The sequence below is a fragment of the Herpetosiphonaceae bacterium genome (assembly GCA_036374795.1).
Taxonomy (GTDB): domain Bacteria; phylum Chloroflexota; class Chloroflexia; order Chloroflexales; family Kallotenuaceae; genus LB3-1.
Map to the genome: position 1 here is coordinate 1 of DASUTC010000213.1, position 13322 is coordinate 13322.

At 63.2% G+C, this 13322-nt stretch carries 12 protein-coding genes; 10 read left to right on the forward strand and 2 right to left on the reverse strand.

The window, feature by feature from the left end; genetic code table 11:
- Together VFZ66_16055 and VFZ66_16060 are read left to right on the forward strand one after the other, a co-directional pair.
- Nucleotides 1-980: hypothetical protein (locus tag VFZ66_16055; GenBank protein HEX6290704.1), on the forward strand; the 980-nt coding region annotated here is incomplete at its 5' end.
- 143 nt (nt 981-1123) lie between these two features.
- The gene (locus VFZ66_16060; GenBank protein ID HEX6290705.1) at nt 1124-1987 is read left to right on the forward strand and encodes a tetratricopeptide repeat protein; all 864 of its coding nucleotides are present in this window, start codon (nt 1124-1126) and stop codon (nt 1985-1987) included.
- 180 nt (nt 1988-2167) lie between these two features.
- Here the strand turns inward: VFZ66_16060 and VFZ66_16065 are convergent, their stop codons facing one another.
- Entirely contained in the window at nt 2168-3400 is a 1233-nt protein-coding gene (locus tag VFZ66_16065) for a trypsin-like peptidase domain-containing protein (GenBank protein HEX6290706.1), read from the reverse strand.
- Between the two features lie 249 nt (nt 3401-3649).
- On the opposite strand from VFZ66_16065, the gene VFZ66_16070 reads away from it, so the two are divergent.
- The 7 genes from VFZ66_16070 (at nt 3650) to VFZ66_16100 (ending at nt 11962) form a co-directional block, all read left to right on the forward strand.
- A complete protein-coding gene (locus VFZ66_16070) occupies nt 3650-5968 on the forward strand; it encodes a hypothetical protein (GenBank protein ID HEX6290707.1) in 2319 nt (772 codons plus the stop codon).
- Nucleotides 5965-6939, forward strand: coding sequence for an ABC transporter ATP-binding protein (locus tag VFZ66_16075; GenBank protein HEX6290708.1), 975 nt, complete (start codon nt 5965-5967; stop codon nt 6937-6939). Before VFZ66_16070 ends, VFZ66_16075 begins: the two co-directional genes overlap by 4 nt.
- 25 nt (nt 6940-6964) lie before the next feature.
- Complete coding sequence (locus VFZ66_16080) at nt 6965-8005, forward strand: ABC transporter permease subunit (protein HEX6290709.1); 1041 nt, start codon at nt 6965-6967, stop codon at nt 8003-8005.
- Nucleotides 8006-8139: 134 nt separating this feature from the next.
- Nucleotides 8140-9594, forward strand: a complete 1455-nt coding sequence (locus tag VFZ66_16085; GenBank protein ID HEX6290710.1) for an LCP family protein — start codon at nt 8140-8142, stop codon at nt 9592-9594.
- A 290-nt stretch (nt 9595-9884) separates the two neighbouring features.
- Complete coding sequence (locus tag VFZ66_16090; protein HEX6290711.1) at nt 9885-10784, forward strand: plastocyanin/azurin family copper-binding protein; 900 nt, start codon at nt 9885-9887, stop codon at nt 10782-10784.
- A 58-nt stretch (nt 10785-10842) separates the two neighbouring features.
- Nucleotides 10843-11298 carry a plastocyanin/azurin family copper-binding protein gene (locus VFZ66_16095; protein ID HEX6290712.1) on the forward strand — a complete coding sequence of 152 codons (456 nt, stop codon included), beginning with the start codon at nt 10843-10845 and terminating at the stop codon, nt 11296-11298.
- Nucleotides 11299-11392: 94 nt separating this feature from the next.
- Entirely contained in the window at nt 11393-11962 is a 570-nt protein-coding gene (locus VFZ66_16100; protein ID HEX6290713.1) for a plastocyanin/azurin family copper-binding protein, read from the forward strand.
- Between the two features lie 93 nt (nt 11963-12055).
- Here VFZ66_16100 and VFZ66_16105 read toward each other — a convergent pair whose 3' ends face one another.
- Nucleotides 12056-12460 (reverse strand): CoA-binding protein, encoded by a 405-nt coding sequence (locus tag VFZ66_16105; protein HEX6290714.1) that lies wholly within the window; start codon nt 12458-12460, stop codon nt 12056-12058.
- Nucleotides 12461-12785: 325 nt separating this feature from the next.
- Here VFZ66_16105 and VFZ66_16110 point away from each other — a divergent pair.
- Nucleotides 12786-13322: DUF4153 domain-containing protein (locus VFZ66_16110; GenBank protein ID HEX6290715.1), on the forward strand; the 537-nt coding region annotated here is incomplete at its 3' end.

The window sequence follows — 13322 nt, forward strand, 5'->3', positions numbered from 1 at the left end:
GAGCCAACTACGAGCGTCCGGTCTATAACGATCGGGAAGTGCAGTTTCACTACGGCATGCTGCGGCGCATCTTCCCCTTCGATCCCAACCGCAACGATCTGCGCAAACCGATCTTCGCCGCCTACCGCACGATGACCTCGATCCTCAAGGGGATGCAGTTCGAGGGCGTGCTGGCAAACGGCGACAATCCAAGTATGCCCGGCACGTTTGCCTACCGCTACAGCGGCGGCGGACGCGGAGCCGTGGCGCTCTGGCGGGTCAACGGGGGCACGCCGCCCACGATGACGATCGATTGCCGCTGCAAAGAGGCCCGAGTCCGCCAGTGGGACGGCAAGCTGCTGGCAACCGTTCAGACCGAGGGGCCGGTGACGGTTCGGCTGGATTACATCGGCACGCCGCTCTACGTCGAGTGGGGTCCTGATCGCGGCACCAGCGGCGCTTACTTCCCGGAGACGGGCCACCGCATCGCCGCGCCCTTCCTCAGCTATTGGAACGCCAACGGCGGCCTCAAGCAGTTTGGCTATCCGATCTCCGATCAGGTCAAAGAAACCGATCCGTCCTCGAATAAGGTTCGCCTGGTGCAATACTTTGAGCGCAACCGCTTCGAGCACTATCCCGAGCTGTCGGGAACGCCATTCGAGATCCAGATCGGACGGCTTGGCGACGATCTGCTGCGCCGCGAAGGCATCGATTGGACCAGGCTGCCGAAGCAGAGCGACGCGCCGCCGGAATGCCTGTTCTTCGAGCAGACCGGCCACCGGCTCTGCCCGCCCTTCCGCCAGTACTGGGAGGCGAACGGTGGTCTGACGCTCTATGGCATGCCGCTCTCCGAAGCCTACGAGGAAGACGGTCGGCTGGTGCAGTATTTCGAGCGCAATCGCTTCGAGTACTTCCCCGACAAAGTGGGTACGCCCTTTGAAGTCCAGCTCGGCCTGCTGGGCCGCGAGCTGTATAGCACCTGGATCGTGTGGCCGCAGTAGCCCCGCGCCGCCGAAACATCTTCGCCCTCAGGGTCAGCCGACACATTCGGCTGGCCCTTTTATGATCGCGCTGCGTTGTGACGGTAGCTGTCACAACGCGCCGCTAGACTGGCCGCACATCGTAACCGTTTCGAGGAGGCTGTATGGCGTTGTTTAGCGAGGCGCACAGGAAACCAACCAGAGAATCCTTTCTTTTGAGCCGGATTGCGCAGCAAGCGTTGCTGGTTCCCGAAGCCAGCATTTTACTTGGCTTACTGCTGATCGCGTGGGTCTTCAACTTCCCGCCGCTGATCGGCATCCTGGCGATCGTCACAGCCTTTGTCTTCGGTCTACGCCTTGGCCTCATGACGCTCGCTGAACAACAACTTGCGCAAGGCGCGTACGAGCGAGCCGACCGGCTGGTGCAGGCGGCGCTGCGGCTCAATCCGTGGTCGGTGGATGCGCTGGTGCTGCGCGCGCAGGGCCTCGTGCAGCAGGGCGACGACGAAGCAGCCGAGGCGCTGCTGCGCCGCGCCGCGCGGATCTACCCGAACGATCCCGCGATCCAAAGCGGGCTGGCGACGGTCATTCTGGCGCAGGGGCGGATTGCGGAGGGCGCACAGCTTGCCCGCCTGGATGATGCGGCGGACATTCAGCTACCGCAGGTTATCCAGCAGCGGGCCTGGATTGCGCTGCATGTGGAAGAAAACGCGGCCAAAGCACGCACGCTGATCCTGAGCGCCGATCCGAGCCGCTTCCCGCCGCGTATCGCGCTGCCGCTGCTGATGACTCTCGGCGAGGCGCAGATTAGCCTTGGCGCGCGAGATGCAGCCGAGGCGGTGCTGCAAACGATCGAGGCCGAGCTGCCAGCCTGTCCACGCTCGCAGCAGGCCGAGCTGCTGTATCATCTGGGACGCCTCCGCGCGGCGCTTGGCGAGTCATGTACGGTCTATTTCAGGCGCAGCGTCGAGCTTGATCCCGAAGGACGGTATGCGCAATCGGCCTGGCGCAGCGCTGTCAACGGTTAATCTCACCCATTAGACCGTGGGGGCACGGTGGTGCCCTGGGCATCGGCAGTACGCCCCTACGAGATCAAACCTTTTGCACAACGCTGGAAACGGGCTTCTTGAACATACAGGAACGATATTCGTAACAACGCGACGAGCGGCGCTGCGCAGCGCCGCTCGTCGCGTGGATCTTCTGGCTTCTTAGCCGCCCAGCGTCAGTTGCGTCTGCTGCTCACGGCCCTCGCGCAGGAAGGTGATCGTCACGCTATCGCCGACATCGGCCTCCGTCTCCAGAATATTGCGCAGATCGCCGATCGTGCGCACCTGCTGGCCGTTGATCGCGATAATGATATCGCCGTTGGTCGGATAGCGCTGGCCGTTGCTCAGCGACACGCCCTCGGTCGCGCCGCGCAAGCCTGCGCGATCGGAGGGGCCGCCCGGCGTTACCTCAGCCAGCATCACGCCGCTGGTCGTGGGGAAGTTGAGCTGAAGCGCCAGCTCAGGATCGACCGGCACCACGCTTGCGCCGATTCGAGGCCGCTGATACTGGCCGCGCTCGATTAGCTGCCGCGCCACGCGCTTGATGCGGTTGACCGGCACCGCAAAGCCTAGCCCGACGTTGCCCTGATTGCGCGATGCGATCAGCGTGTTCATGCCGATCACCCGACCGCGCGAGTCGAACAATGGGCCGCCGGAGTTGCCGGGATTGATCGAGGCATCGGTCTGGATCAAGCCCTGCAAGCTGCTGTCGGGATCGTCCTCGCCCAGATCTTCGATCGAGCGGTTGAGCGCGCTGACAATGCCCGATGTTACAGTCTGCTGCAATCCCAGCGGGCTGCCGATCGCGATGGTGATCTGCCCAACTCTGACGACGGAGGAATCGCCCAGCTCGACCGCCTGAATGCCTTGCGGCAGCCGCTCGGCTCTCACCACCGCAATATCGCCCTCAGCGAATGTGCCCACCAGCTCGCCGCGACTCACGCTGCGGTCGGCAAAGGTGATGAAGATCTGCTGCATCTCGCCCGCGACGTGATGATTCGTGACAATATGACCTTCCTGGTCGATCACAAAGCCGGAGCCGGTGCCCTGCCCGTCGGTGAGGTTGACGACCGCATTGATGTTGCGGGCGTAGACGTTATTGATAATCCGCTCGTACTCGGAGAGCGCCGAGGCATCGCCCGGCAGCGGCGTTGGAACCGGCTCCTGGGCCAGCGCGACGCCGCCGCGCCCAATCTGCTGGTCGCCGAGGGGAGCTGATGTTGAAGAGCGCGGTGTCGGCTGTGCCGGAGGACTCTGCTCGCGCGTGGCCTGTCCCTGAGACGGACTCTCGCGATTCTGCTGGGCCTGCTCCTGAACGACATCACACCCGGCCAGAACCAGCATCACACACAGGAATAACGCCGCGAGGCTGCGGCGTACACGATCGTTGTGCATATGTTTCTCCTGCTACCTGTCGCTACCTGATGCTTGCTGAGGGCAAGATCAATACCATCATGCCCCGGTAACGAGCGTCCGCCACCAAGAACCGCCTGCGGCTATCGCGCTTCACGAGGCTACAAGATTCGCATGCTCGCCCTGCCAGCACCATATCATCGGGCGAGAAGCGCCGCCAGCGTAGAATGAGGGAACGAATGACGTGCCCAAGGCGTCTAGATTCAAACGTGCGTCCCGATGGAGCTTTGCATGATGTATCGCTGGATCAGTTGGCTGCTGGGCAGTTTGCTCTTGCTAACGAACATCCACCCCGCCGCAGCACAAACCGCCTCGGTGAGATTGACCGTCCAGCCCTTTTTTGACGGCAAGTACCGCGCGGGAAACTGGCTGCCGTTTCGGATTACTGTTTCAAACAATGGACCGGATATAACCGCCGATATTAGCATCCAGACCGGCACCAGCTTTGCCACAACGCTTGATCTGCCGCGTGGCGCTGAAAAAAGCGTGGTGCTCTACGCGCGTCCGCTCGACGAGATCCGACGAACCGCGATGGTGCGGGCATTAGTCTCAGGCGCGGAGCTAGCCAAGGTTGAGGCTCCCATCGATGGCTTCAGCGGCTTGACGTGGGTCGTTGGGCATGTGAGCACACAGGCGTTGACGTTGCCGCTGCCTGCCGTCCAATCTCAGTCCCAAAGGCTCGAAACGCTGCCGATCCAGCCCGCCGACCTTCCAGAGCGCAGCGAAGGCTTGTCGATGTTCGATCTGCTGATCGTCGATGGAGCGCCGCTCGCCGATCTGACCGAGAAACAGCAGCAGGCGCTGGCCGACTGGGTGCGTCTTGGCGGGCAACTGGTGATCGGCGGCACAAACCTTGAGGCCACGCTCGCCCAACTGCCGGAGCCGCTGCGTCCCGCGACCAGCGGCGGCGCTGCGCCACGCGGATCGATCTCGCTGCTACCGGATCTCGACGCGGCAGGCACTCCCGCCGTCACGGCGCTGGTCGGACAAGCCAGCACGCGCACGATCGCCACGATCGACAGCACACCGATCGGCGTTCAGGCTGAGGTTGGCAAGGGACGAGTTACGGCGCTTGGCTTCAGCTTCTCCGCGCCGGAGCTTACCCAGCTCCGAACAGCAGCCTCCCTCTGGGATCAGATCGCCTATTTCAGCTCCAGCGCAGTGCAGGCGCAGCAGATGCAGCACGTCGACGACGTTCAGGCGCAGCAGTTCGCATCTGTGCTGTCGCTGCTGCCCGCGCTGGCCGTGCCGCCGCTGACGACGCTGGCAGTTGTGCTGGGCCTCTACCTGCTGATCGTCGGGCCGGGGCTGTACCTCCTGCTGCGCCGACTGGATCGCCAGGCGTGGGGCTGGGTCGCCGTGCCGCTCGTCACGATCGTCTTCTCGCTGGGCGCGTACGGCTATGGCCTCCGCTTGCGCGGCAACGATATTATTCTCAATCAGGTGACGGTTGTCGAGCCTGCGGAAGGCCGCGCTCGTGTACGGACCTATGCGGGCATCTTCTCACCGCGCACGCAGACCTATCAGGTGCGCACGAATAGTGATGTTTTATTCGAGCCGGTAGCCGGCGGCGGCTTCGGCCAGGGCGGCGCGTTCGCTGGCGGCCAGTACATGCAGGGCAGTAGCAGCGTGCGGAACCTCAATATTCCGCAGTGGTCGATGCAAATGTTCACGGCGCAGCAGGTGATGGATGTCGATCCGCTGAAGGCGGAGCTAACCGTGGAGGGCACGACGCTACGCGGCACGGTGCGCAACGTCGGCGCTGAGCCGATTCGCGAGGTTGCCGTCGTCCATGATGTGCATGTTGCCCACCTCGGCGATCTGGAGCCGGGACAGGCCCGCCCGATTGAGATGAAGCTCGAAGGCGCGGCCTTCGATCGCAACGTGGGCATCGCGGGACGGCTGCTGCGAGATAAAATGACCAACTTCAACCGCCTGGGACAACTGCCGGTCGAGGTGCGTATGGAGCAGACGGTGATCGATACGATCTTCAACTCGCTCTACGATCCGCCTCTGGGACCGGTCGCGGTGGGCTGGATGGAGCGCAGCCCGCTGGCGATCGAGGTCGAGCCGAGCCGACTCCATCGGCAGCAGCTTACGATCATCGTCGCGCCCGCCGAGGTTGCCTTCGACCAGAGCGGCGCGATCTCGCTGGAGCGCGGCTGGTTCAATCCAATCTTCGAGATCGATAGCGCAGGCATCGGCGGGCCATGCGTGACACGCTCCGGCGACGGCTGGTTTCTGGAGGGCGGGATCATGACCAGCACGATGCAACTGCCAGCCAGCCTTCAATCGCTACAGCTCGATCGGGCGATGATCGCGCTCGACCGTGACGGGCCGCCCAGCACAATGAAGCTGAGCGTCTACGACTGGGCCGCTAAACAATGGAGCGAGCAACCGCTGTCGAGCAACACGGCGACGATTGAGCAGCCGACGCGCTACTTCAGCGGCGCGGGTCTGCTCAAAGCGCGCGTCGAGGTGCAGGGCGATAATGCCAAGGGCGGCGGATGTGTCAGCGTCAATCTGCGCGTCGAAGGAAGCCGACGATGAATCCAGCGATCGAAACAGCCAACCTTACCAAGCGCTACGGTCGCACCCTGGCGCTCGATGATCTGAACCTGCGCGTGCCGCCCGGCACAATCTACGGCTTTGTCGGGCCGAACGGCGCAGGCAAGACGACGACGCTGCGGATGCTGGCGGGGCTGCTAGAGCCGTCGAGCGGCGAGATCCGCCTGCTGGGCCAGCGCCTCGACCGGGATGGCCGCGCGTCGCAGCGGCTAATCGGCTACATGCCCGATTTCTTCGGCGTGTACGACGATCTGCGGGTCTGGGAATACCTGGATTTCTTCGCGCGCTGCTACAACCTGCCGCCCGCCAAACGCCGCACGACCGTCGAGGGCCTGCTGGATCTGGTCGATCTGACACCCAAGCGCGACGACTTTGTGCAAGGCTTGTCGCGGGGTATGCAGCAGCGGCTCTGCCTGGCACACGCGCTGGTCCACGATCCGCCGATCCTGCTCCTCGACGAGCCAGCTTCGGGCCTCGATCCACGGGCACGAGTTGAGCTGCGCGAGCTGCTACGCACGCTGCGCGACATGGGCAAGACGATCGTGCTGTCGTCGCATATCTTGAGCGAGCTATCGGAGATCTGCACGGCGCTGGGCATTATGCAGCAGGGCCGCCTGATCGCCAGCGGCTCGGTCGACGAGGTGATGCGCCAGCTCGGCGACACGCGGCGGCTGCGGCTCTCGGTGCTGCGTGGCGTGGAGCAGGCCCAGGCGATCCTCGCGGCCACTCCCGGCGTCGGACGCATCGAGGTCGTGGACGACGAAGTACTCGATGGGCGGCACCCGGCGCGCGCGCCGGACCCGTACGTGACGCTGCTGGCAGAGTGGGACGGCGACGCGGCGGCATCTGCCGAGCTGATCGAGCGACTGGTCAAAGCGGGCGTCGCACTCGTCGCATTCGGGCAAACCACCAACGATCTTGAAGCGCTCTTCCTACAACTCACAGCGGCCTGATCGCTGCGTCAGCGGAGTGTGAGCTATGCAGATTTCACTTCAACCGAATCCGATCATCGTCAAAGAACTGCGCTCGCGGATGCGCGGCGGACGGCCCTACTTAATCTTGAGCGGCTATTTGCTTGGCCTGAGCCTGATCTGCTACGCGGTGATCCGTATCTTCCAGGCTCAGGCGGAAACCGGCACGTCGATCATCAGCGCGCACGTTGGCCAGGGACTCTTCGCTGCGCTGGCGCTGGCCGAGACGCTGCTGATCACGTTTCTGACACCGGCGCTGACCGCAGGCGCGATCAGCAGCGAGCGCGAGCAGCTTACCTACGATCTGCTGCTGGCGACGCCGCTTCGTCCGGGGCGCATCCTGTCGGGCAAGCTGATCGCGGCGCTTTCGTACGTACTGCTGCTGATCTTTGCCGCCGTGCCGCTGGGCAGCGTGATCCTGCTATTTGGCGGCGTCGCGCCCGGCGATCTGCTCAAGGTGCTGGTGCTGCTGCTGCTTACGGCGCTGGCGGCGGGGATGCTCGGCCTGCTCTGCTCGACGATCGCCAGACGAACGCTGCGGGCCACAATCATGGCCTACCTGATCATCATGCTGCTGATCGTCGGCGCGTATCTGGTCGTCGTCGTGCGCATGGCACCCAACCAGTTCGGGCCGCCCGCAAGCTCACGGCTGGTCGCGGTCAGCCCCTTCAGCGCGATGACCTCGATTGTGCTCCAGAGCGCGCAGGGTACCGCTGGCGGCATGGTCATCGGTAAGGCGATGGCCGAACGATCGTCGTCGATGGGCAGCACCAGTGCCAATCTGCTGCTGAGCATGCAGCCCTTCAATAACTTTACGTTTGGTCTGCTGGATTACCGCGACGCCAGCGGGCCGACCGTGCTGCCGGTGTATCGCTACACCTACATCGCCTATGCGCTCTTCAGCGTCGCGTGCTACTGGCTGGCAAGCCACTGGGTTCGACCCCGGCGGCGCTGGCGGCCTGAGCGCCACGATCTGCTGATGGCGCTGCTGCTGGTGGGCATTGCCGCCGCCGGAAGCTACTGGCTGAACGTCTGGCCCTGGCGGTAGCGGCGCGATCCAATCCGATCTGCGATACTCTCCCGCGACGAGCGCATTGATCCGGCGCTCGTCGCAACATTTTCAGGTATCCTGACATCCCATGCTAGAATGCACGCGATACCAACCCTGACACGAGGAACAACATGTCAACACGCAGATCCGGTAGAGAACCCTATACCGGCGAAACCATACCAATGCACACACCAGGCGCGAAGCAGCGCCCGCGCACACCACAGGGCCACGATCCGCGCCAGCCGCGCCGCGAGGTACGTCCGCCGCTGCAACCGCCGCGTCGAGATGGACGAGCGGTTGCCCGCTGGCTGCGGCGCTTTCTGTTTTTGCTGATCATCGGCTTGATCGCCGCGTGTGTCGGCACGTTTATGTTTCAGCAGCGCGTAGCCAGCAAAGTCGGCATGGCCGATGTGCGTCAAAACCGCCCGGCGGCCAACGTACTGCTGTCGCCGATGAATATTTTGCTGCTGGGCGTCGATCTGCGCCAGGATCATCCCGACGAGGGTGTTCGCTCGGATACGCTGATCCTGCTGCATCTCGATCCGGCCAGCGGCTGGGGCAGCCTGCTGTCGATCCCGCGCGATAGCCTTGCCACGATCGAGGGCTTCGGCGAGAACAAGATCAACACGGCCTTTGCGCGCGGCTACGAGAATGCCGAGGCGCTCTACGGCCCCGGCACCGAGCCGACAGCGGCGGGCGCGGCACTTGCCGCCGACACGGTCGAGCAATTCCTGGGCTTGCGCGATCTCAACACCCGCATCAACTACGTCGCCACGATTAACTTCAACGGCTTTGCCAAGATGATCGACGCGGTCGGCGGCGTCGAGGTCGATGTGCCGCGTGAAATCACCGATACCGAGTATCCCACCGAAGATTTCGGCTATATGACGGTCCACTTCGATGCCGGGCGGCAGCACATGAACGGCGAGCAAGCGCTGCAATATGTGCGCACGCGCCACGCCGACAGCGACTTCGGACGCGCCCAGCGGCAGCAGCAGGTCATTCGGGCGATTGTCCAGGCGCTACGCGACAAGCCGCTCGTGTGGCGGCCCATCGCGGGCCTGCGGCTGATCGATGCGGCGGGCGATGCCACCCAAACCACGCTGCCGGTTGGGCGTCCGGATGCGCTCTTGATGGGCATGATGCTGACGCGGATCGACCCGGAGCGGATCGCGCAGTACCGCATCGACCCAGAAAAAGTCGGGCTTCAGGAGTACGGATCGGATCTGGTCTGGGATCGCAGCGGTATTCAGGCGCTAGTGCGCGAGGCGCTGACACCGCCAGGCGAGGCGCAGGAGCAGGCAACGATTCAGGTACAGAACGGCGCGGGTGTGGGCGGCATCGCGGGACAAGTCACCCAGGATTTGCAGAGCCAGGGCTTTACCACCGCTCCGGCGGATAATGCCGAGCTAACGGCCAGCAGCCAGATCATCGACTACGGCGATCACCCCGCGACGCGCCGACGGCTCAGCCGTGCGCTGGGCAATATGCCGATTGTCGAGGGCTCATCCACCGACGCGCCGCCGGGCGTCGATATTGTGGTCGTGCTGGGCGAGGATTATGCCTCATTCTGGAGCGGACGCTAGGCCGATTTTGGCATGGTTCGTGCAGACACGCCACAAGGTTTTGCCATGACACAACACAGCGGGCTGTCAGACCGGGGGTTTGGGGGCGTACCCCGACGATTTCACCTGGCTGATGCAGAATCGCATGAACGCTTTCCCGAAAAGGCTGTTTAGATTCTGTACTAGGTTTCAGTTACTAGAGCAAACCTACGACAGAGGCCCGATTGTAAGGGATTGTGAAGTATGCTACAATCTCGCGGTACCAGTTTCACGTGATTGGCAAGCAGAAATTGCACTCAAAGGAGTTTTGTATGAAGGTTCGCGGCTGGCTAGCGCTTGTAGCGCTGGCAATCGCGATCGTGCTGGCTGGTTGCAGCCGCGCCGATCCATCGATCATTGCAGCAGCGCCGGAAGCAACGAGCGGCGCCGGTGATACAAATGTGGCAGGGGGCGGTCCCACGAGCTTAGACGTAGCCGCCGATCCTACGCAACTCAAGTTTCAGCAGGAGACGCTGAACGCTGCGGAAGGACAGACGATCACCGTCAACTTTAACAATCCGGCAGCGGTCGCGCACAACTGGGTGCTGGTGCAGCCAGGGCAGGAAGATGCCGTCGCGCAGGCCACAACTGCCAGCAACGGCGATCCGACCGGTATCACGGGCGTGATTGCCGGGATGGCACCAATCACCAGCAGCAGCGCCACCGTCGAGGTTCCAGCGCAGCAGGCGGGCACCTATCCCTACATCTGCACCGTGCCCGGTCACTATGCCGCCGGCATGAAGGGCACGCTCACCGTCGGCAGTGCGGCGGCTGGCGACAATAATCAGACAGCCGGTGGTACGGAACCTGCCTCAGGTGCGAGCGGTGTGCTGGCTGTAGCGGCAGATCAGGCAGCCCTGAAATTCCAGCAAGAGGCGCTGACCGGCAAGGCAGAGCAGCCGCTGACGGTGAACTTTGAAAACCCATCGGCGCTTCAGCACAACTGGGTGCTGGTGCAGCCAGGGCAGGAAGATGCCGTCGCGCAGGCCACAACTGCCAGCAACGGCGATCCGACCGGTATCACGGGCGTGATCGCGGGCAACCCGCCGATTGCCAGCAGCAGCGCCACCGTCGAGGTTCCGGCGCAGCAGGCGGGCACCTATCCTTATATCTGCACCGTGCCCGGTCACTATGCCGCCGGCATGAAGGGCACTTTAACACTAGAGCCGTAACCAGGACACGGCCATTCGCTATTCGTAGCGACAATCGTCTATCAGGGAGCATATCGAGATGAATACACGCATATTCTTAGGCGGAACCAGCCTCTTCGTCGCGCTGGCGCTTACCGCGTGCGGTGGTGGCGAAACCAGCGGCGGCACTGGCGCTACCGGCGGCGCTGGCACGTCCTTATCAGTCGCAGCCGATGCGGCTCAGTTGAAGTTCCAGCAGGAGACGCTGAACGCAACCGCCGGGCAGCCAATCACCGTCAACTTTAACAACCCGTCGGCTACACAGCACAACTGGGTGCTGGTGCAGCCAGGGCAGGAAGATGCCGTCGCGCAGGCCACTGCGCCAAAGAACGGCGATCCGACTGGTGTCGCGGGCGTGATCGCCGGGGGTAAGCCGATTGCCAGCACCCAGGAGGCGATCAACGTGCCCGCGCAGCAGGCGGGCACCTATCCCTACATCTGCACCGTGCCCGGCCACTATGCCGCCGGCATGAAGGGCACGCTCACTGTCAATTAGCCCGTAGCACAAAACAAACACCGAACTGGCCCAGCCTCACGTGTGAGCGCTGGGCCTTTCCATCAACGGAGAAAGCAGAGAAGGAGAGGCCACGATGAAAGGAAGAACAGTCTTAGGAGCGATCGGGCTGATCGCGGCGCTGATCCTCGGCGCGTGTGGCGGTGGCAACACTAGCGATACCAGCAACGCGCTCGAAAGCGCGACCGCCGCGACGACCGACCAGAGCAGCAGCGCTAGCAGCGGCCCAGGCAGCGGCACAGGTGACGGCACCGGCTCCGATGCCACGACAACCGCCGGGCAACAAACAGCGACCACCGAGCTGCTCATCTCGATCGCCAACCACCCCAGCGAGCCGAAGTACCAGCAAGGCGTGATGCAGGTGCCAGCCGGTACGGAGTTCGTCGTCAACTATAACAATCCGTCGCAGGAAGAGCATAACTGGGTGGTGGTCGAGCCTGGCAAAGAGCAAGCCGTCGCCGACGCAGCAGCGGCCAAGGGCGGCGATCCGACTGGTGTCGCAGGCGTGATCGCCTGGAGCAAACCGATCGCTGGCAGTAGCACCGAGATTCGCGTTCCGCCACTCCAGCAGGGCGGCTATCCATATATCTGCACGCTGCCCGGACACCTTGCTGCCGGGCACCAAGGCGCGCTGGACGTGAAATAAACGGATGTGTTCTACCGAGCGCTCCGACGGTTGCTCGTCCGTCGGAGCGCTTTGCAAACTGGCGAGCGTGTAAGAGTTCGCGCGACTATGCTGCTAGCCGCCAAGCAGCCGCCGGTGCTCGATCAGGATACAGCGATTCATAATCACGTCGATCCCGGCTGCGCGAGCCTGCTGAGCGGCTGCTTCGTTATACACCCCAAGCTGCATCCAGACCGTCCTGACGCCCTTCCGAATCGCCTCGTCCACGTGCGGCCCGACCGCCTCCGAGCGCCGAAATATATCGACCAGATCGACATCGAACGGCACCGACAGCAGATCGGGATACGCCCGCTCGCCGAACACCTCCGATAGCTCCGGGTTGATCGGCACGATGCGGTAGCCCTGGCTCTGCATGTAGCGTGTCACGCCATAGCTCGGACGTGCCGGATTGTCGCTCAGGCCCACGACCGCGATGACCCGTGTATCCTGCAAAATCCGGCGGATCTGTTGATCTTCCATAAACGATGTTCCTCCTGCTGCTTCACGATCCTGCATCGCAGAATGTCGCATCAGCGCATGGCTCCACGACGATACTCGGTGTGGCGCATACACGCTGCTCACGTCACGTTGATCCGCCAGATCTGTGCCACCTTCCTGCTATCAGCAGCCTATCAGCACGCATCACTAGACAATGAGCTTCCGTCGCAGCTATCCTAGAAGAGCATCATCATGGGCTCAGGCGGATGTCACCAGCGGTTGACTCCCAGCGATACCTGCCTGCCGCATCGAATCTTGAGCAGAATAGGAGCATTCGGCATTAAGTGTATTCCTAAGGAGTATCCCGATGCATCTCACCCTACGCCAGCCCAATCGTCTGCTTCTGGGAGCGCTCATGCTCGGCGTTTGCGCCGACTATTTTTTCAACGGTCGTGCGCTTGGGATCTCCGTGCCGTTGTTCGTCATGCTGTTCATCGCATTCCTGATCAGCCTCGGCGCGCGGGAAGGACAGCGGCCCCCGCGTACCGCCCTCTGGTTCGGCGGCCTGGCCCTGTGCTTTGGAGCAGGCGTGATGCTGCGCGCGACGCCACTACTGGTGCTGCTGGATCTGCTGGTCGTGCTCGGATTTATGTTCCTGCTGGTGGCACTCTACCGGGGCACCTCGCTGCGCCAACTGCCGATCGCGCGAATCCTCGACCGTACGTTGCGGGCGATCGTGACGATAAGCTTTGAGCCAGCGCCGCTGATCGCGCATGGCGTGCGCAGCGTTCCCACCCGCCGCATCGACCGGCTGCTGCCGATCGGGCGTGGGCTGCTGCTGGCGCTGCCGGTGCTGGCCTGCTTCGGCGGCCTGCTCATGTCAGCGGACAGCGTGTTTGCCAGC